Consider the following 19,232-nt stretch of genomic DNA (forward strand, 5'->3'; position numbering starts at 1 on the left):
CGGGTGTTGTCGGGGTGGGGGTTCGGTTTTTGCCGGGCCCCCCTTTTTTGTTTTCGGTTGCTGCGGGCTGCGGGCTGCGGGCTGCGGGCTGCGGGCTGCGGGCTGCGGGTTGTGGGTTGTGGATTGTGGTGGTTGGGGGTTCCGGTTTCCGGCGGGTTCCTGTTGTTTGTTGGTGGTGTGGGTTTGTGTATGTGTTATGTGGTGGGGAAGTCCCGGGGTTTGGTGCCGTCCCGGGGTTTTGGTGCTGTCCCGGGGTTTTGGTGGTGTCCGGGGGTGGTGCTGTTTCGGGGTTTTGGTGGTGTCCCGGGGGTGAGGGAGTCCTGGGGTTTGGTGGTGTTTCGGGGTGGTGTCCCCGGGGGGGTGTTTCTGGGGTGGTGTTTCGGGGTTTGGTGGTGTCTTGCGGTTGTTCGGGGTTTGGTGTCCGGGGTGGTGTCCGGGTTTTGGTTGTGGTGGGGGGTGTTTGGGGTTAGGGGAAGATGTTTTGGCCGGGGGTGAGGGTGTGGGTGGGGTCGTGGTGGTTTTTGGTGGTGGTGAGGGTGGTCCATTGGGGGCCGTAGTGGGTTTGCCAGTCGGTGGGGGTCATGTGGGGGATGGCGCCGACGAGGTAGCGTTTTGCGCCGAGTTGGACGGCGCGGTTGTAGAGGTTGCGGTTGCGGGTGAGGGCGGGGGTGGGGTTGGTGTCGGGGTGGGGGAAGGCGAGGAGGTCGAAGAGGTAGGCGGTGGGTTCGTTGGGGGTGATGGCGAGGGGGTGGGTGATTTTGTTGGTGTGGAAGGGGTAGCAGAGGAGGAGGCCTTGGCCGATGTCGTCGGGGGTGAGTTGGGGGAGGGTTTCGGTGAGGAAGGTGTGGGTTTGGGTGGCGGGGAGGAAGAGGGAGAGCCAGGGTTTGGGGGCGTTCCAGTAGCCGAGGTTTTTGATGGTGTCGGCGAAGGTGTCGGCGCGGTAGGTGTATTCGCGGTAGGTGGTGTCGGTGATGGTGGTTTCGGTGGGGTTGGGGTTGAGGCCGGTGAGGAGGGGGGTGGGGTTGGGGGGTGTGGTGCCGTTGTAGTGGGCGACGGCTTCGATTTTGTAGCGGGGGGGTTGGTTGTTGGGTTGGATGAGGATTTCGCCGACTTGGGAGGGGAAGCGGCCGTCGTTGAGGAGGGTTTGTTGGTCGGTGAGGTAGGTGGTGAGGTTGTCGTAGTAGAGGGTGAAGACGAGGGCGCGTTCGGGGGCGGGGATGAGTTTGAGGGTGGCGCGGGTGATGATGCCGACTTGTCCGGCGCCGGCGAGGGCGGTGTGGAAGAGTTCGGTGTTTTGGGTGGGGGTGGCGGTGAGGATGCGGCCGGTGCCGGTGACGATGTCGATGGATTCGACGGTGTCGGCTTGGAGGCCGTGTTTGTGGACGGTGGAGCCGATGCCGCCGATGCTGATGGTGCCGCCGATGGAGAGGTGGAGGTAGTCGGTGAGGCAGGGGGGTGTGAGGCCTTGGGCGAGGGTGGCTTCGGTGAGTTGGGCCCAGGTGACGCCGGCGTCGACGGTGGCGTTGGTGGGGGTGATGGTGTGGATGCGGTTGAGGGCGCGGGCGTTGATGGCGATGCCGCCGGGGGCGCCGGCTTGGCCGTAGTTGGAGTGTGATTCGAGGTCGGTGCCGGTGCCGCTTTGGCCGTTCATGGCGACTTTGAGGTTGTGGCGGCGGGCGAAGTTGATGATGGTGGCGATGTCTTGGGGGCCGGCGGGGTTGAGGACGGCGTAGGGGGTGGTGGTGGTGAGGCGGCCGAAGTCCTGGGCGTAGGCGGTGCGGGTGGCGGGGTTGGTGGTGAGGGTGCCCTGGAGGGTGGGGACGGGGATGACGCGGTTGGTGGTGGGGTCGTCGGTGGTGGCCCAGGAGCGGGTGGTGGTGTTGTAGCCGATGACGGTGGCGGCGGCGCCGGTGAGTAGGGCGCGCCTGGAGAGTGCGGGTCGGTTCATTGGGGGTGGGTCTCCCTGGTCGGTGTGCGGGTGTGGGTGGTCGGTGTGCGGGGTGCCCTGTCACAGCTGCCCCTGGCCGCCTGGCTGCCGTGGACGCCTTGGCTGCCGTGGACGCCCTGGCCGGCCTGGCTGCCGTGGACGCCCTGGCTGCCGTGGCTGCCGTGGCTGCCCTGGCCGGTCCGGTCGGGGCAGGGTCGGGTGCTCGGTGCGGTGACCGGTGCGGTGGTTCGGTTCGGGGGTTCGGTGCGGCCGCTGGGTCCGGTGGTTCGGTTCGGTTCGGGTGGTCCGGGGCCGGGTCCGGGGCCGGGGCTGGGGTTGGGGCTGGGGTGGTGGGGCGGGTGGGGTTGTGTGGGGGTGTGGGGGTGGCCCGCGGTCCCCTGGTGTGGTGGGGGCGGGCGTTGTGGGGGTGTTCGGTCGCCGTGATGGTGTGGGTGGTGGCGTTTGAACGGGTGTGAAGTTGTGGGGTGTGGTTCGGGGGTGGGGCTGGCCGGGTGTGGGGTTTGATGTCCGGCCGTTCGGGGGTGGGTGTCCGGTGGGTTCCGGGGTGGTGCGGTCCTGAACAGGTCTGCGGTTGGTGTTCGTTGGTGGTGCGGGGTGGTGCGGGGTAAGGCGTGGGCCGGGTGTCGGTGCGGGGCCCGGGGTGGTGCGGTGGCCGGTGTGTCCGGGGGGTGTGCGGGGGCCGGCCTGTGGTTCGGGGGTGTGGCGGGTGGGGCTGATGTCCGGCCGTTCGGGGGTGGGTGTTCGGTGGGTGTCCGGGTGGTGCGGTCCTGGGGTGTGGGCCTGAACCCGTCTGCGGTTTGTGTTCGTTGGCCGGCGGGGGGCGGGGGGCGGGGGGCGGTGTGGGCTGGTTTTCGGTTGTGGTCCGGGTGTTGGTGCGGGGCCCGGGGTGGTGTGGTGGCGGGGTGCCTGGGTGTGGTGCGGTGGCGGGCCTGTGGTGGGCGGGTGGCCGCGGGTTCGTGAGTGCGGCGGGTTGTTCGCCCGGGGTGGTGCGGGGTGGTGTCGTTCGGGGGGTGCGGGTTTGGCGGGCCGCCGCCCGGGGGGTCGGGCGGCGGGCCGTGGTGGTGCTCGGTGCCGTGGTGGTGCGGGTGGTGTGGGTGGGTGGTCCGGTGAGGCGTGTTCGTGGGCCTGTCCCGGTCCGTCCTGGTTCCGCTGTGTGCCTGCTGTGCTTCCCTGTTGCCCCTGTTGCCGCTGGTCTTCGGGCTGGCCTTTGTGCTGCCGGGGTTCCGGGTGTGTTGGTCCTGTGACCTTCCGGGTTTCCCGGGGTTGTGGGTCCGGTACTTCCCGTGGCCTGTGGCCGGGTACTTCCTTTGGCGTGTGGGCCTGGTGGCTCTTCCCGGTCCGTGGTCCGCTGGTTCCGGGCCGGCCGTGGTCTGCGGCCTGTGACCCGAACCCCGAACCCCGAACCCCGAACCCCGAACCCGTGACCTGTAGCCCGGTCCGTGGCTCATGGCCTGGTCTGCGGCCCGTGGTCCGGTACTTCCTCTGGCGTGTGGGCCTGGTGGCCTTTCCGGTCCGTGGTCCGCTGGTCCCGGGCCGGCCGTGGTCTGCGGCCCGTAACCCGTAACCCGTGACCCGGTCCGTAACCCGTGACCCGTGACCCGTGGCCCGGCCCGTGTCCCAGGCCCGGTCTGTGGGTTTGTTGGGTTCCGGGTCGGCCGTGGGTCGCAGCCCGCGGCTTGGTCCGTAGCCTGTGGCCCGCAATGCGGCCCGTGGCCTGGTCGGTGGCCCGGCTTGTGTCCCGTGACCTGGTCCGTAGCCCGGGGCCGGTCTGTGGGTTTGTTGGGTTCCGGGTCGGCCGTGGGTCGCAGCCCGCGGCTTGGTCCGTAGCCTGTGGCCCGTAAGTGGGCTTGTAGGGTTCCGGGCCCGTGGTCTCCGGTCCGCAGCCCAGTCCGTGGCCTGCAGCTCGGTCCGTGGCCCGAACCCGTAACCCGGCCCGTGACTCGTGGCCTGGTCGGTGGCCCGGCCGGTGTCCCGTGACCCGGTTCGTTGCTCGGTCCGTGGCCCGAACCCGTAACCCGGCCCGTGACCCGTGGCCTGGTCGGTGGCCCGGCCGGTGTTCCGTAGCCGGATCCGTGGTCCGTAGCCCGGGGCCGGTCCGTGGGTCTGTTGGGTCCGGGCCGGCCGTGGGTTCCGGTCCGTGCCCGTAACCCGGTCCGTGGTCCGTGGCCTGACCCGTGGTCCGTGGCCCGTAACCCGGTCCGTGGTCCGTGGCCTGACCCGTGGTCCGTGGCCCGTAACCCGGTCCGTGGTCCGTGGTCTGTGGCCTGACCCGTGGTCCGTGGCCCGGGTGCGTGGTCCGGTCCGTGGCCTGACCAGTAATCCGTGGCCCGGGGGGTGGCGTGGCTCGTGGTTCGTGGGCTGGTGGGGGGTTAGGGGTTGGTGTGGTTGGTGTGGGTGGTGGTCTGGTAGTTGGTGATGTCGAGGTGGCGGGTCTGGCGGTTGAAGCGCCAGGTGTAGGTGGGCCAGATGGAGGGGTTGTTGCCTTTGGTGTCGGTGTACCAGCTGGTGCAGCCGCCGGTGTTCCAGACGGTGTTCTTGAGGCGGTTCTGGAGGGTGGTGTTGTAGGTGGTCTGGGCTTCTTCGCGGACTTCGAGGGTGGTGAGGTGGTGGGTGTCGAGGGTTTTGAGTGCGGCGAGGATGTAGGTGATCTGGGCTTCGATCATGACGGTCTGGGAGGAGTGGCCGAGGGTGGTGTTGGGTCCCAGGATCATGAAGAGGTTGGGGAAGCCGTGGATGGTGGTGCCGCGGTGGGCGGTCATGCCGGTGGTGTGCCAGGTGTCGGCGAGGGTGGTGCCGTCGCGGCCGTGGATGAGGCGGGCGACGGGGCGGTCGGTGGCGGTGAAGCCGGTGGCGAGGATGATGGTGTCGATGTCGCGTCGGGTGCCGTCGGCGGTGGTGATGTGGGTGGGGCCGATGGCGGTGATGGTGTCGGAGACGATGTCGACGTTGGGTTGCTGGATGGCGGGGTACCAGGTGTTGGAGAAGAGGAGGCGTTTGCAGCCGACGGTGTAGTCGGGGGTGAGGCGTTGGCGCAGGGCGGGGTCTTTGACGCTTTTCTTGAGGTGGCCGGCGGCCATGTTCTTCATGCCGGTGGTGCGGGAGGGGCGGGACATGAAGAACGCGACGATTTCGCGGCCGTGTTTGTTGAAGGCGCGGCGGAAGCGCTGGTAGCCGGGGAGGTGGCGCAGCATCCAGGTGTGGCGGGTGGTGTTGGGTTTGTCGGGTTTGGCGGCGACCCAGGGGGGTGTGCGCTGGTAGAGGTCGAGGTGGGCGACCTGGGGCTGGATCTTGGGGACGAACTGGATGGCGGAGGCGCCGGTGCCGATGACGGCGATGTTGCGGCCGGTGAGGTCGTGGTCGTGGCGCCAGCGGGAGGAGTGGAAGACGGTGCCGGTGAAGGTGTCGAGGCCGGGCAGGTCGGGTGTGGCGGGGTCGGAGAGGTAGCCGGTGCCGGTGACGAGGACCTGGGCGGTGTAGCGGCCGTGGCTGGTGTGGAGTTTCCAGTGGTGGTGGGTGTCGTCCCAGCGGGCGTCGAGGAGTTCGTGGCCGTAGCGCAGGTGGGGGTCGACGCCGTGGCGGGTGGCGCAGTCCTTGAGGTAGGCGTGGACTTCGGCCTGGGTGGCGAAGGTGGATTTCCACTCGGGGTTGCGGGCGAAGGAGAAGGAGTAGAGGTGGGCCTGGACGTCGCAGGCGCAGCCGGGGTAGGTGTTGTCGCGCCAGGTGCCGCCGAGGTCGGTGGCGCGTTCGAAGACGAGGAAGTCGTCGATGCCGGCGCGCAGGAGGTTGACGGCGGTGCCCAGGCCGGAGATGCCGGCGCCGATGACGGCGACTTTGAGGTGGCGTACGGCGAGGTCGCCGGTGCCGGCGGCGGCGGTGGCGGCCGTGGTGCCGGTGCCGGTGGCCGTGGTGGTGCCGGTGCCGGTGGCCGTGGTGGTGCCGGTGCCGGTGGTGGTGGGGGTGGTGGGGGTGGCCCCCGCCGCCGGGGCGGGGGCGGTGGTGGCCGTGGTGGCCTTGGCGCCGGGGGTGGTGCCGGTGCCGGTGGTGCGGTCGGGGGCGGGGGTGGTGGTCATGGCGTCGGTGTCCTCTTCTGCGGTGGCTGAGGGGTCCTGTGTGCCGGTGGGTCAGGCGCGGCGGGTGAGGGTGACGCGGAAGTTGTTGAAGATGTGGTCTTCGAGGGTGTAGGCGAAGATGTCGAGGTAGCGCTCGAAGCGGGCGACGGTGGTTTCGTCGGTCATGGTGACGGCTTCGTCGCGGCGGGCGGCGAGGAGTTCGAGCCAGGCGCGGCAGGCGCGGGCGAACGACTCGGGCTCGTTGCGGATCTCGGTGACCTCGAAGAGGCCGTCGAGGCCGGAGGCGAGTTCGGGCAGGCGCGGGATGTGGCAGCCCTCGAACTCCTCGCGCTGGAGGAACTTCAGGTCGTCCAGGAGCTGGCGGCGCAGCGGGGGGTTCTCGACGGTCATGGTGTGCAGGACGAAGCGGGCGCCGGGCTTGAGGAGGGAGTGGATCTGCTTGAAGAAGACGCGGTAGCGCTGGGTGCGCTCCTTGGGGGTGAGGGAGGAGAGCACGAAGTGTTCGAGGGCGTTGATGCAGAACGCGGCGTCGTAGGCGTCCTCGCCCTCGGCGAGGCGGTGGTCCTCCCAGCTTTCGACGCGGGCTTCGATGGCGGGGTTGCCCAGGGCGTGGACGAAGTCGGACTGGGTGCGGGAGAGGGTGACGCCGACGGCGCGCTTGACGCCGTGGACGGTGGTGAGGCGGTTGAGCATGGTGCCCCAGCCGCAGCCGACGTCCAGGACCTTGGCGGTGCCGGCGGCGCGGGCGAGGTCGGTGAAGGCGTCGAGCTTGCGTTCCTGGGCCTCGTCCAGGACGGCGACGAGGTCCTCGCCGTCCTCCCAGTAGCCGCCGGAGTACATCATGGTCGGGCCCAGGATGAGCCGGTAGAGCTCGTTGGGGACCTCGTAGTGGTGGCGGATGGCCTCGACGTCGGGGTTGATGGAGCGGGCTTCGACGGTGGTCATGGGATGGGGCCCCTCGGTGGTGGTGGAATGGGAATCGGACCGGGCAGCGGGCGTGCGCGTGGTGTGCCACACGCGGGCGCCGGTGGTGCGGGCGGTGCGGGTACGGCGGGTACGGCGGGTGGTGGTGGTGCGGTGTGCGGGCGGTGGCCCGGCGGGCCGGCCGCGGTGTGCGGGCACCGGCCCGTAGGCGCCGTGCCGTGCCGTGCGGGCACCGGCCCGTAGGCGCGGTGCGGTGCGGGGCCGCCTCCGGTGCGGGGCGGCTCGTGCTCGGCCGTGCCGTGCGGTGCGGTGCCGGTGACGTGCGCCCGGCCGCTCGCGTGCGGTGCCGTGCCCGCGTGCCGTGATGCCGTGCCGTGCCGTGCTGTGCTCGCGTGCCGTGATGCCGTGCCGTGCTCGTTGCGGTGGTGGACCGCGGTGTGGTGCCGGTGACGTGCGTCCGGCCGCTTGCGTGCGGTGCTGTGCTCGCGTGCCGTGATGCCGTGCTGTGCTGGTGTGCGGTGGTGGACCGCGGTGTGGTGCCGGCGGCGTGTGTGCGGCCCTGGGGTCGTACGAGTGCCGTGGGTCCGTGCTTGTTTGCGGTGCGGTGCGGTGCGGTGCGGTGCCGGTGATGTGCGTCCGGCCGTTCGCGTGCGGTGCCGTGTTCGGGTGCGGTGGTGGGCCGCGTTGTCGTGGCGGTGTGGCGTTGGGCCGGTGTGCGTGCGGGTGCGGTGTGTTGTGGGTCAGGTAAGCGTGTGTCTCGCAAGCGGTGCGCAAGGGGGTGGGGGTGTGGGGGGTTGCGGGGCGTTTGCGCGGGCGCGGGTTTCATGCGGTTCGACAAGACACGCGGCCCCCACGGCCGGGTCGCTTCCCTTTCGTTTCGTCGGCGGGGTGGTGCTTGTCCGGGCTTGTGCTGTTTCTCCTGTCTCGTTTTTGTGTGCGGGGTGGGGGGCGGTGCGTCGTTCCCGTGTTCCTGGTTTTCCGGTCCGTCCGTCGTTGTCTTTCTTCCGGTGTTCTCGTTGTGTGTTCCTGTGATTTTCCGGTCCTCGTGGTGCCCGTGTGTCGGGTGTGACGGTGTGTGGGGCCGGTGGGGGCGCGGGGCGGGGTGTGGAGGGGGTGGCGGGGTGCGGTCCGGCCGGGGGCGGGGTGCGGGGGTCCGGGCGGGTTGCCGCCCGTGGCCGGCCGGGGCGGGGGGTTGCGGTCCTGGGGTGTCGTCCCGGGCGTTTGTCCGTGGGCCGGTTCGCCGGTCGCGGGTGGTCCGGCCGTTCCACCCCTGTTCGTTGTTCCCATTCGACGCGTTGACAGCCGTCCGTCCCGGTGTTCCCGGGGCCGGGCGAGGAGAGGAAACGATCACCCATGTCGCAGATCCCCACCATCGAGGACCTGGCGCAGCAGCTGCAGGCGGTCTCCGGTGCGCACGAGATCGACGCGGACGCGGCGTTGCAGCACATCGCGGACGTGGACTCGCTGGACCTGATGGAGTGGCTGTACGGGTTCCAGAACCAGTACCCGCACATTCCGGCCGACGAGTCGCTGTTCGCGGACATCGACGACACCACGACGCTGCGGGTGGTGCACGAGCGGATCCTGGCGCTCGTCCCGGCCGAGGCCAACTGAGGCCCCGGGGCGGGGAGAGAGGGGGCGGGTGATGAGCGGTTTCGACGTCACCGGCTGGGGGATGTCGGTGCCCGAGCGGGTGGTGACCAGTGCCGAGCTCGCGCAGCGTTTCGGTGTCGACGAGCACTGGATCGTCTCGCGGTGCGGGATCCGTGAGCGCCGGGCGGTCGGGCCGGGGCAGACCACGGCGTCGATGGCGGTGGAGGCCGGGCGCCGGGCTCTCGAGCGGGCGGGCCTGACGGGTGCGGACATCGCGCACCTGATCGTGGCGACGGCCACTCCGGAGCAGCCCTCGCCGGCGACGTCGGCGTTCGTCCATGACGAGCTGGGTATCGCGGGCAGTGCGCACGACGTGAATTCCGAGTGTGCCGGTTTCGTGTATGCGCTGGTGACGGCGGCGGGTCTGCTGCGGATGGATCCGCGGCCGATCCTGGTGATCGGCTCGGACACGCACACCCAGACCGCGAACCCCGCCGACCGGGACCTGTCGATCCTGGTCGGTGACGGTGCGGGTGCGGTGGTGCTGGCGCCGGGTCCGGTGGACCGGATCCGGGCGTGGAACCTGGGTGCGGACGGCTCGTGCAAGAACAGTCTGAAGGTCCTGGCGGGCGGTTCGCGGATGCCCACCACGGCGCAGACGGTGGAGCAGGGTCTGCACTACGCGCAGATCAACGGCAACGAGATCTACCTCAATGCCGTGCGCTACACGGTGCGTACGATCCGCGAGACGCTGGAGCAGGCGAAGATCACCGCTGCGGACGTCGATCACGTCGTGCCGCACCAGGCGAACATCCGGATCATCAACTCGGTGCTCGCGCACACGGGGATCCCCGCGGACCGTCTGGTCACCAACCTGGAGCGGTACGGCAACACCGCTTCGGGGTCGATCCCGATCGCGTTGGCGGAGGCGCTGGACGCGGGGCGGATCAAGGATGGGGACACGGTGCTGCTGGCCGGTTTCGGTGCGGGCATGACGTGGGGTTCGGTCCTGATGACGTGGGGAGGGGCGCGGTGAGCGGCAAGGACGCCTTCGGGGTCCGTCCGGTGTCGCCGGTGGCGCTGGTCACCGGCGCGTCGGGGGGGCTGGGCAGTGAACTGGCGCTGGCCCTGGACGCGGCCGGGTGTCGTGTCGCGGTCCACTACAACAGTTCCCGCCAGGGCGCGGAGAAGACCTGCGCGCAGCTGGTCAACGACCATGTCATGGTCACCGGTGACGTCGCGGACTTCGAGGCGGTCACCGCGATGTACGAGCAGGTCACGGCGGCGCTGGGCCCGGTGGACGTGCTCGTCAACAACGGTGCCGTCCGCAAGGACGCGCTGATGGCGATGCAGGACCCGGTGCAGTGGCGGCAGGTGATCGACACCAACCTGGTGGGTTCCTTCCACACGGCGCGGGTGTGCGTGCCGGCGATGCTGCGGGCGCGCTGGGGCCGGATCGTCAACATCGTGTCGCCGTCCGCGCTGATCGCCACCGCCGGTCAGACCGCCTACTCCGCGTCCAAGGCCGGGCTGATCGGTCTGACCCGGACCCTGGCGGCGGAGTGCGGGCGCCGGGGGGTGACGGTCAACGCCCTCTCGCCCGGTTTCATGATCACGGGGATGACGGACACCCTGCCCGAGCACGTCGTCGCCGGGATGCGCGACAAGGTCCCCGTGCCGCGTTTCGTCACCCCGCGCGAGGTCGCCCGCTCGATCACCCTGTTCCTCGACCAGGACTGCATGACCGGGCAGGTCATCAGCATCGACTCCGGCGCCTCCATCACCTGACCCCGGCCCGGCCCGGCCCGCCCCCCCGTTCCCGTCCCCTTCCCGGGGCCGGTGCGGGCCCGCGCCCGCGCGGGCCCGCCGCCGCCCCCCGGGGGGTCCCGGGGACACCGCGCCCCCGCCCCTCGGCCCACCGGCCGGGGTGCGGGGGCGCACCCGTTGCCCGGGGGCGGCGGCGGGGCGTGCCAAAGACCCGGGGAACACCGGCGAAAGCACCCCCCACACACGTCAAGGGCGGCAAGGGTGTGGAGACCGGCGGCTTCGACGCCGCCTTCGGGGCGGGCGGTGACGGGGCGCTCGTGGCGGAGGCCGACGGCAGGGTGGCCGGTGCCGCCGGCGGCACCGGGGCCGTAGTCGTGCAGGGGGACCCGCCCGCCTCCTGAGGAGCCGGTCCGGCATACGGCGGGACACCATCCGCATGCCGTCACCGACGGGCCCGGTGTTCGCCTCTCGGGAAGCGGGCAGGCCGTCCGGACCTCTCTCCGGTCGATGACCGGCCCGCTGAGGTGTCTCCCGAAATGGTGAGCATCTGCTGCCCGTTCTCGGGTTCCGGCTCAACTTCCGTGGTCTGCACACGGTGAGTGACGATCAAACGATGCGGTGGGCGTCGTGAAGTTGCCCGGAATTCGCCCGAGTTCGGGCCGCGGTGGCCGACGGTGCGGGACCGTGGACGATCTGGTGCCCCGGCTGGAGGGGTTGCTGTTTCCGTCGGTCGCGGGCGTCGCGGTGCTGTCGGTCGACGTGAACGTCGATTCGGTGAACGTGGAGGTCAAGTCCTCGGCGGCGGGGCACAGTTGTCCGGGGTGCGGGAGCTGGTCGACCCGAGTCCACAGTTCCTACCTGCGTTTTCCTGTCGACGGGCCGGTCGGGGGGGGGGGGCGGGTTCGGCTGAGCCTGAGGGTGCGGCGCTTCGTGTGCGGGAACTCGTCGTGCGGGCGGCGAACCTTCGTCGAGCAGATTGTCGGGCTGACGCGGCGCCACGGCCGCTGGACGGAGCGGTTGCGGTCGACGCTCGCTTCGGTCGGCCTGGCGATGGCCGGGCGGGCCGGCGCCCGGTTGGCCGAGGTGTTCGGGGTGTCGGTGAGCCGGAGCACGGTGCTGCGGCTGGTCGAGGAGCCTCCCGATCCGCAGCCGCCGACCCCGCGGGTAGTGGGCGTCGACGAGTACGCGACGCGCAAAGGCCACACCTACGGGACGGTGCTGGTCGACGCCGAGACCCGCCGACCGGTGGACCTCCTGCCCGACCGGGAGGCGTCCAGCCTGGCAGCATGGCTGGCCGAGCGACCGGGCATCGAGGTCGTCTGCCGCGACCGCGCCCCGTTCTTCGCCGAGGGTGCCACCGTCGGAGCGCCCCAAGCCGTGCAGGTCGCGGACCGCTGGCACCCGTGGCACGTGCGCCGTGAGGCGCCGATTGATCGAGTGGAGGTGGGAGACCTTCGCCGCTGTCCTGTCGCAGCAGGGCGGTGAAGCTGGGGGCAGCCTGACCTGGGAGATGCCGGGGAGGGTGGCAAGCGGCCCTGACGAAGCCGGGACGCGCCAGCACTGTCAGATGGTGCGGGTCCGGCGAGCAAGACGAAGAGGTATACGAGAGGAACCGGTGCGTGAAGCCTCCTAAGGTGCCGCCAGCTCGAACCTGGCAGATCTGGGCTGGTAGCGGCGCGCACCCGTCCCACTGTTGGTGGGGCGGGGAACTCCTGGGTGGTCTGTTCCAGCTGGCTCGGGAGGCCATGGTGAAGTGCTGCGGGGTAGCCATGGCGATGCCGCGGGGGTATAGCCGGGTGCCTACTTCGTCGATCGATCGATTGGTGAACACGGGAACCTTCCCGGTCTCGCCCGTCGCCCGCGCCGCCAGCGCGGTTGATAAGGGCTGGGCACATCGTCTGCTGAGCAGGCCGGGTAAGGGGCGGAGCCGTCGTAGTAGTCCGAGGCCGGGAAAGCCGGCCACATGGCGAAGGACGGCAGCGAGATTGCAAGGGAGGTACTGCAATGTCTGAAGACACCGGGGTGGATGCCCCGGTCGCGTGGCCGGAGGCTGAGTCCGCTGAGCTACGGGTACGGAGGATGCAGGTCAAACTGCACCGTTGGGCGGTTGCCGATCACGGCTTCCGGTTCGACGATGTGTTCAACTTCGTATGTGACCCGGCCACTTTGGTGGTGGCGTTTGCTCGGGTCGCAGGCAACACCGGAGCCCGGACTGCGGGCGTGGACGGCCTTCGAGCCGACCACGTGCAGGCATTCGGGGTGGAAGCGTACTTGGGCCGGATCCGCTCGCAGTTGAGGGCAGGGCTCTTTCGGCCAATGCCGGTGCGTGAGCGGATGATCCCCAAGGCGGGCGGGAAACTGCGGCGCCTGGGGATCCCGACCATCGCGGACCGGGTGGTCCAGGCCGCGCTGAAACTGGTTCTGGAGCCCATTTTCGAGGTGGACTTCCGTCCGTGCTCGTACGGGTTCCGGCCCAACCGGCGTGCGCACGACGCGATCGCCGAGATTCACCTGTTCGGCACCCAGGGCTATCGCTGGGTGCTGGACGCTGACATCGAGGCGTGCTTCGACCGCATCGACCACACGGCCCTGATGGGTCGCGTCCGGATGCGGCTGAAGGACAAGCGGGTGCTTGCGTTGGTGAAGTCGTTCCTCAAAGCCGGGATCATGACCGAGCTCGGCGAACGGAACGAAACCACCTCCGGGACACCCCAGGGAGGGATCCTCTCACCCCTGCTGGCCAACATCGCCCTGTCCGTGCTCGACGACTTCGCCGCCGAGCAGTGGACGAACACGATGGCGACCCGGCGGGACCGCGAACGACGACGGCAACATGGCCTGGGCACCTGGCGACTTGTCCGCTACGCGGACGACTTCGTCGTCATGGTCCACGGGACCAGAGAGCACGTCGAGGAGCTTCGCACGCAGGTGAGTGAGGTCTTGGCGACGATGGGGCTGTCCCTGTCGCCGCCGAAGACCCGGATCGTCCACCTGGCCGACGGGTTCGACTTCCTCGGGTTCCGCATCGTGTGGAACCGAAAACGGGGAACGGACAAGTGGTACGTCTACACCTTCATCGCCGACAAGCCGGTCCAGGCGCTGAAACGGAAGATCAAGTCACTGACCCTCAGGTTGTCGCATCTCGATTACAGGGTCGCGCTGATCCGTATCAACCAGATCCAGCGCGGCTGGGCCAACTACTTCAAGCACGCGGTCGCCAAGCACACCCTGTCGCGCCTCGCCACCTTCGTCTGGTGGAGGGTCGTGCACTGGGTGATGCACCGCAACCGCATGACGTGGAAGGCCATCCGGCGATGGCTCCGAACTCCGCAAGGATGGGGAGCGATCTGCATGGAAGGGATCGAACTGTTCAACCTCGCAACGGTGCCGGTCACCCGCTACCGCTACCGAGGCAACAGCATCCCCTCTCCCTGGCCGGACGCTCTGACCGAGCCGATCCCAGCAGCGTGATCTCGTGGAGAGCCCGGTGCTCAGTAATGGGCACGCCGGGTTCGGCGGGCGGGTCCGGGAAACGGGCCTGGAGCAATCCAGGAACCGCGCCCGGGCCCGACCCGACAACCTCAGCGAGGCCGCTGAGCGAAGCGTCGCCCAGCACCGCCGCTGTCTTCAGACCCTGACCCCCGAGACGCCCGAGCCCGAGGCAGCCACCGCCATGGTCGAGGAGACGGCCAGCTCACCATGGCCGACCGGCCACCGTTTCGCCGACCGCATCCGGACCCGGCACGCCACCGTCCACGCGCTCTTGGAGGCCGGCCACAGCAGGCGCTCGATCCAACGCCAGCTGGGCATGACCTACGGAACGGTCAAGCGCCTCGCCGACGCCACGCGCCCGGAAGAGCTCTTCACCGGCCAATGGCAGAACCGGCTCTCCGAGCTCGACGAGTACAAGCCGTACCTGGACAACCGCTGGATCGAGGGCTGCACCAACGCCTGGAAGCTGTGGGAGGAGATCGTGCCGCTCGGCTACCTGGGCAGCTACCAGACGGTCCGCGCCTACATCTTCCGGAAACGCACGTCACCACGACCCGTCACCGCACGGCCGCCCTCACCCCGGACGGTGACCAGCTGGATCCTCCGCCGACCCGAATCCCTGGCCGAGTCCGAGCAGTTGCAGCTCAAGACAGTTTTGACCAAGTGCCCCGAACTGGACGCCCTCACCCGACACGTCCGCTCCTTCGCAGCCATGCTCACCGAGCGCCACGGCGAGCGCCTGCCAGAGTGGCTCAACGCGGTCCGGCAGGACGACCTGCCCAGCCTCCACACCCTCGCCGCCGGCATCGACCGCGACCGCGACGCCGTCATCGCCGGCCTCACCCTCCCCTGGAACTCAGGCGTCGTCGAAGGACACGTCAACCGCATCAAGATGCTCAAACGCCAGATGTACGGCCGGGCGGGCTTCCAGCTCCTCCGCAAGCGCGTTCTGCTGTTGTGCTGGCTTCTCCGCCCCGCTGGTCAGCGGTGAGGTCCCACAGATACCGCCGAGCTCAACAGCCGGATGTCGTATTCGGTCCAGCAATCTGAGATCTCGATGCCAACCTCGCTGTCGCAACAGGCGCACAGCAGGTTCGGGCCATTGATTCCATCCCGCCTGCAGCACCCGTAAAGCCGAGCCGGGTCCGTATGAGGCCGCAACTGCACGCCGTCCAGCGGGTTGATCACCCAGGTCGCAATCGCGCCAGCGGGAACATAAGGATCCGGGTCAGCAGCGACTGAACCTACCGCCACCGTCGATGGGCCATGGGTGTAGTGCTCTCTCCCCTTCACTCGCGGGAGAGGCTTCCACTCACGTCGTTCCAGCGGATTCGACAAGGCAGCATCACACTGCCGACATCTGAAAACGATCAGCACTCTCGTATCCCTCCCGTCCACAGCAAACCGTCGCCATCCAACCAGCCGGCCTGCCGTGCGACCAGAACCAGAAGGTCACCCTGTGTTGTCGACCACGACCGCACCACAGAACTCGTGCCAGAACCCGTTCTCACGTGAACAAAGCCGCGCGGGGTGCCGTCGCCGATGCCGGGGAGACTGCGGGCGGAACGGGGGCGGAACGGGGGCGGAACGGGGCGCAGCGGGGGCGCAAATGCGGCGGCGGCCCCGTCGTCTGTCTTCCGGTCCCGGCCGGGCCGGGAGGGGAGACGGCGGGGCCGCCGTGTGCACGCGCGGGTGGCGGCGCGTGGGGCGGGTCAGGCCAGGACGGCGAGCGCGGCCTCGTAGTCCGGCTCGTCGGCGATCTCGGCGACGAGCTCGGTGTGCAGGACGGTGTCGTTCTCGTCCAGGACGACCACGGCGCGCGCGGTCAGGCCCGCCAGCGGGCCGGAGTTGATGGCCACGCCGTAGGCGTCGTGGAACTCGCGTCCGCGCAGCGTGGACAGCGTCTTGACGTTGTCCAGGCCCTCGGCGCCGCAGAACCGGGCCTGCGCGAACGGCAGGTCGGCGGAGATGCACAGCACCACGGTGTTGTCCAGGGCGCCGGCCTGGGCGTTGAAGGTGCGCACCGACGTCGCGCAGGTGGGGGTGTCGACACTGGGGAAGATGTTGAGGACCTTGCGCGCGCCCGCGAAGTCCTTCAGCGAGGTGTCCGCCAGCCCCGCGCCGACCAGCGTGAACGACGGAGCCCGGCTGCCCGAGACCGGCAGCGCGCCGCCGACCTCGACCGGGTTCCCCTTCAGCGTGACCTGAGCCATGAAAAGCCTCCTACCAGCGGTATACGGGTGTGCAACGCCGCCGATCCTACTGCCCGCCCCCCGCCCCGCCCACGGGGCGACCACCGGCCGGACACCCCGCCCGCCCGCGCACCCACGCCCACGAACACCCCGCCGTCGCCCGGGGCGAAGACAGCCCCGCCTCGCGCCGGCCGCGCCCCGCAGGGCCCGCGCCCCTTCGGCCGCGCCCCGCTGTGTCCTGCAGGGCCCGTGGCACTCCGGCTGTGTTCTGCGGGGCCTGCGCTCCTTCGGCCGTGTTCTGCAGGGCGCGTGGTGCTCCGCCGGTGTTCTGCGGGTTCCGTGGTGCTCCGGCTGTGTCCCGCGGGGCCTGCGCTCCTTCGGCTGTGTCCTGCGGGGCGCGTGGTGCTCCGCCGGTGTTCTGCGGGTTCCGTGGTGCTCCGGTCGTGTCCTGCGGGGCGCGTGGTGCTCCGCCGGTTTCCCGTCGCTCCCGTGGCGCTCCGGCTGCCGCCGACGGGGGTGTGGCCTCCCGGACCGGGGGAGCGAACGCGCCCCGCGGCGGCCGGGCGGACCCGGGCCGCCGCGGGGCGGGTGGTGGCGGTGCGGCCGTCATGGTGCCGGCCGCGGGCCGGTGTTCAGTTGAAGACCAGGACGTCGGTGCGCATCGGCAGGGCGCTGCTCCAGCCGATGCTGATCTTGAACGTCACCACGCCGCTGCCGGGGGCGATGCTCGACACCTGGAACGGCGCGGCGCCGACGAACCGGACCCCGTTGGCGTTGATCTCGGAGGCCGTGATGACGACCGTCGAGTCCGGCCCGATGACGTTCCAGGGGATCTGGAGGTTGAAGGTCCCGTTGCCCGGGGTCCACGTCCACCACCCCCGCCACACGGCGCCGACGTTGCCGCCGATCGCCGCGAGGCCCTGGTCCTGGTCGGCGGGCTGTGAACTGTCCGCGATGTGCGGCACCCCGGAGGCGGAAGACTCGGCTGCGGCCATGACGGCTCCCCTCGCGACGGGAGAGCCCCCACGAGCCCTCCGTATACGGTGAGTGTCCATGCGTGCGCGCCGCGTAACAATCACTCGTGCGGGTGAACCTCCGGCGGGTCGCACCCCACCTGTCCCGTACGGCCCCGCCCGCCCTGTAGGGCCCCGCCCGTCCCGTGCGTCCACGCCCGCACCGGGCCGCCCCGCACCGGGCCGCCCCGCCCCGGGGCCGCCGCCGGGGCCGTTCCCGTTCCCGGGCCGGGCCGTTCCCGTGTGTCGGGCGGGCCGTGACGTGCCCGGGGCGGGCGGTGACGGACGATGCCCTGACGGGGCAGACGCGGCGGGCCCCGCACGCGGCGGCCGGGCCCCGGGTCCGTCCCCGTCCGTCCCACCGGCCGAAGCCGAAGCCGAAGCCGAAGCCGGAGCCCAGGTCCAGGCCGGAGCCCAGGCCCAGGCCCAGGTCCAGGCCGGAGCCGAAACCGAACCCCGGGCCGTCCGGGCGCGCCGCCGCCCCGGCCGCCGTCCCGGGCCCGTACACCGGAGGAGAGAGCCCCCGTGAGGATCAACCTGACCAGCGTCTTCGTCGACGACCAGGACAAGGCCCTGCGCTTCTACACCCAGGTGCTGGGATTCGTGAAGAAGACCGAGGTCCCCCTCGGCGGGCACAGCTGGCTGACCGTCGTCTCGCCCGAGCAGCCCGAGGGCACCGAACTGCTGCTGGAACCCGACCACCACCCCGCGGCCAAGGCCTACGTGGCGGCGCTGGCCGCCGACGGGATCCCGGCCACCTCCTTCGCCGTGGACGACGTGCACGGCGAGTACGAGCGGCTGCGCGCGCTGGGGGTGCGCTTCACCCGGGAACCGACGGCACTGGGACCGGTGACCATCGCCGTCCTGGACGACACCTGCGGCAACCTCATCCAGATCGCCCAGTACCACTGAAGGGCCGTCACCACAGCCGCAGCCTCGGAAAGTGTCGGGTCACCGGGTGACTGCTCGTTCTTGAGGTCGTCGGCGAGACGGGCGGGCTGCTCCGGTCTCGATGGGGCCGCGCGGTTCGGTCTCCTCGCCGGCGAGGCGGGCGGCCATGAGCCGGATCACGGCGACCTTGATCATCGCTTCGGCGTGCGCGGTCTTGCGCCCGTGGTCCCGTGCCGACCGTCTGCACCGCCCGGCCGGGAGAATGTCCGCTCGACCATCCGCCTGCGGGGCGGCACCCGGAAGCCTTTCACATCCGCGTTCCGCGGCACCGCGACGATCTCCGGGTTCTCGCCCTCGGACGCCCGGCCGACCAGGCCGGTGTCGACGACGTTGACGTAGCCGCCGTCGGCCCGGACCGGCCCGACCTGCGGAAACCGCTCACGGATACCGGTCGGGACCGGCTTCGCGCCCGCCAGGTCCCGGAGGGAGACCGAGTGCACGACCGCCCGCAGCACGAGCCCGCAGGCGTCCACCGGCAGATGCCGTTGACGGCCCCGCACGCGCTTGCCCGCGTCGTAGCCGATCGCCTGTCCGCCCTGGCGGCTGCGAGCCGGCTGCGAGTCGAGCACCGCTGCGGATCCCGCCCGTCGCCCACCCGGACCCGCTCGCGCAGCACGTCGTGGACTCGGTCCCGGGTCCCGTCCGCCGGCCCGGCACGAAACCACCGGTACGCCGCGTCCCACGGGGCGAGGTCGTGCGGCACCAGCCACCACGCACATCCGCTGACCAGCACGTACCGCGCGGTGTCCACGACCGGGCGGCGAGGGAACCTCAGCGGACGGCCACCGTGGCGCGGATCCCGCTCCGGCGGCAACGGCTCGATCACCGCCCACCGGGCATCCGTCAACGACGAGTCGTGGGACGGCTTGCACGAACAGACGCACACGGCAGTGATCTTCGCGCGCCCCTCGACTGAGAAGATCACCGCCGGCGCATCACGCCAAGGAGTTGATCAATCACCCGACACTCTCTCAGCCTCAGCCTCAGCCGGGGGGCGGGGCGGGCAGGGGTGATGTGCGACGGCGTCTCGGCAGGGCCCGCGGGTCCCGCCGAGACGGGCGGCCGGGCCGCGCCCCCGGCCGGAGCCGGCACAGGCGGGCGGCGGGCGGCGGGCGGCCGTGCGGACCGGGTGGGCCGGGTGGGCCGGTGCCGCGTGATCCCGGGCGAGACGGGAGCCGTGCCCGGCCGGGCCGGCCCGGCACCGGATGTCAGACTCGGCCGGCCGGTGACGCACAGGGCGCGGCCGGGGCCAGGGCGCCCCCCCCCCCCCCCCGGGGGCGGG

Annotated in this window: 12 protein-coding genes and 1 pseudogene; 7 read left to right on the top strand and 6 right to left on the bottom strand. The window is 70.7% G+C overall.

Annotation, left to right across the window (positions count from 1 at the left end; all coding sequences use genetic code 11):
* Positions 1–466: 466 nt before the first annotated feature.
* The 3 genes from ACFV04_RS38240 to ACFV04_RS38250 all read right to left on the bottom strand — a co-directional run bounded on the left by ACFV04_RS38240 (position 467) and on the right by ACFV04_RS38250 (position 6,963).
* Entirely contained in the window at positions 467–1,948 is a 1,482-nt protein-coding gene (locus ACFV04_RS38240; protein WP_380341415.1) for an FAD-binding protein, read from the bottom strand.
* A gap of 2,369 nt (positions 1,949–4,317) precedes the next feature.
* Entirely contained in the window at positions 4,318–6,018 is a 1,701-nt protein-coding gene (locus tag ACFV04_RS38245) for a flavin-containing monooxygenase (RefSeq protein WP_380535589.1), read from the bottom strand.
* A 51-nt stretch (positions 6,019–6,069) separates the two neighbouring features.
* A complete protein-coding gene (locus ACFV04_RS38250; RefSeq protein WP_360262710.1) occupies positions 6,070–6,963 on the bottom strand; it encodes a class I SAM-dependent methyltransferase in 894 nt (297 codons plus the stop codon).
* A gap of 1,332 nt (positions 6,964–8,295) precedes the next feature.
* Between ACFV04_RS38250 and ACFV04_RS38255 the strand changes: the two genes are divergently transcribed.
* The 6 genes from ACFV04_RS38255 to ACFV04_RS38280 all read left to right on the top strand — a co-directional run bounded on the left by ACFV04_RS38255 (position 8,296) and on the right by ACFV04_RS38280 (position 14,785).
* Entirely contained in the window at positions 8,296–8,556 is a 261-nt protein-coding gene (locus ACFV04_RS38255; protein WP_360262711.1) for a hypothetical protein, read from the top strand.
* A gap of 31 nt (positions 8,557–8,587) precedes the next feature.
* Complete coding sequence (locus ACFV04_RS38260) at positions 8,588–9,571, top strand: beta-ketoacyl-ACP synthase 3 (protein ID WP_360262712.1); 984 nt, start codon at positions 8,588–8,590, stop codon at positions 9,569–9,571.
* Positions 9,568–10,323, top strand: a complete 756-nt coding sequence (locus ACFV04_RS38265; protein ID WP_380341408.1) for an SDR family NAD(P)-dependent oxidoreductase — start codon at positions 9,568–9,570, stop codon at positions 10,321–10,323. The genes ACFV04_RS38260 and ACFV04_RS38265 overlap by 4 nt, the downstream gene beginning before the upstream one ends.
* 663 nt (positions 10,324–10,986) lie before the next feature.
* Positions 10,987–11,787 (top strand): ISL3 family transposase, encoded by an 801-nt coding sequence (locus tag ACFV04_RS38270; protein WP_380535592.1) that lies wholly within the window; start codon positions 10,987–10,989, stop codon positions 11,785–11,787.
* 519 nt (positions 11,788–12,306) lie between these two features.
* Positions 12,307–13,773 (top strand): group II intron reverse transcriptase/maturase, encoded by a 1,467-nt coding sequence (gene ltrA / locus ACFV04_RS38275; protein ID WP_380535593.1) that lies wholly within the window; start codon positions 12,307–12,309, stop codon positions 13,771–13,773.
* A 4-nt stretch (positions 13,774–13,777) separates the two neighbouring features.
* Complete coding sequence (locus ACFV04_RS38280) at positions 13,778–14,785, top strand: transposase (protein WP_380535595.1); 1,008 nt, start codon at positions 13,778–13,780, stop codon at positions 14,783–14,785.
* A 721-nt stretch (positions 14,786–15,506) separates the two neighbouring features.
* Here the strand turns inward: ACFV04_RS38280 and tpx are convergent.
* Both tpx and ACFV04_RS38290 read right to left on the bottom strand, forming a co-directional pair.
* The gene (tpx, locus tag ACFV04_RS38285) at positions 15,507–16,007 is read right to left on the bottom strand and encodes a thiol peroxidase (RefSeq protein ID WP_360262714.1); all 501 of its coding nucleotides are present in this window, start codon (positions 16,005–16,007) and stop codon (positions 15,507–15,509) included.
* A 611-nt stretch (positions 16,008–16,618) separates the two neighbouring features.
* Positions 16,619–16,981 carry a hypothetical protein gene (locus ACFV04_RS38290; RefSeq protein WP_380341400.1) on the bottom strand — a complete coding sequence of 121 codons (363 nt, stop codon included), beginning with the start codon at positions 16,979–16,981 and terminating at the stop codon, positions 16,619–16,621.
* A 543-nt stretch (positions 16,982–17,524) separates the two neighbouring features.
* On the opposite strand from ACFV04_RS38290, the gene ACFV04_RS38295 reads away from it, so the two are divergent.
* Complete coding sequence (locus ACFV04_RS38295) at positions 17,525–17,911, top strand: VOC family protein (RefSeq protein ID WP_360262716.1); 387 nt, start codon at positions 17,525–17,527, stop codon at positions 17,909–17,911.
* A 53-nt stretch (positions 17,912–17,964) separates the two neighbouring features.
* On the opposite strand, the pseudogene ACFV04_RS38300 reads toward ACFV04_RS38295, so the two are convergent.
* Positions 17,965–18,845, bottom strand: a pseudogene (locus ACFV04_RS38300) (IS5 family transposase); the annotation flags it as partial.
* Positions 18,846–19,232: the final 387 nt, after the last annotated feature.

Source organism: Kitasatospora sp. NPDC059599 (genome assembly GCF_042735125.1).
GTDB lineage: Bacteria > Actinomycetota > Actinomycetes > Streptomycetales > Streptomycetaceae > Kitasatospora.

Bases quoted from the DNA above. Each gene is read 5' to 3' on its own strand.
- ACFV04_RS38240 (WP_380341415.1), bottom strand. From the start codon at position 1,948: ATGAACCGACCCGCACTCTCCAGGCGCGCCCTACTCACCGGCGCCGCC.
- ACFV04_RS38245 (WP_380535589.1), bottom strand. From the start codon at position 6,018: ATGACCACCACCCCCGCCCCCGACCGCACCACCGGCACCGGCACCACC.
- ACFV04_RS38250 (WP_360262710.1), bottom strand. From the start codon at position 6,963: ATGACCACCGTCGAAGCCCGCTCCATCAACCCCGACGTCGAGGCCATC.
- ACFV04_RS38255 (WP_360262711.1), top strand. From the start codon at position 8,296: ATGTCGCAGATCCCCACCATCGAGGACCTGGCGCAGCAGCTGCAGGCG.
- ACFV04_RS38260 (WP_360262712.1), top strand. From the start codon at position 8,588: ATGAGCGGTTTCGACGTCACCGGCTGGGGGATGTCGGTGCCCGAGCGG.
- ltrA (WP_380535593.1), top strand. From the start codon at position 12,307: ATGTCTGAAGACACCGGGGTGGATGCCCCGGTCGCGTGGCCGGAGGCT.
- tpx (WP_360262714.1), bottom strand. From the start codon at position 16,007: ATGGCTCAGGTCACGCTGAAGGGGAACCCGGTCGAGGTCGGCGGCGCG.
- ACFV04_RS38290 (WP_380341400.1), bottom strand. From the start codon at position 16,981: ATGGCCGCAGCCGAGTCTTCCGCCTCCGGGGTGCCGCACATCGCGGAC.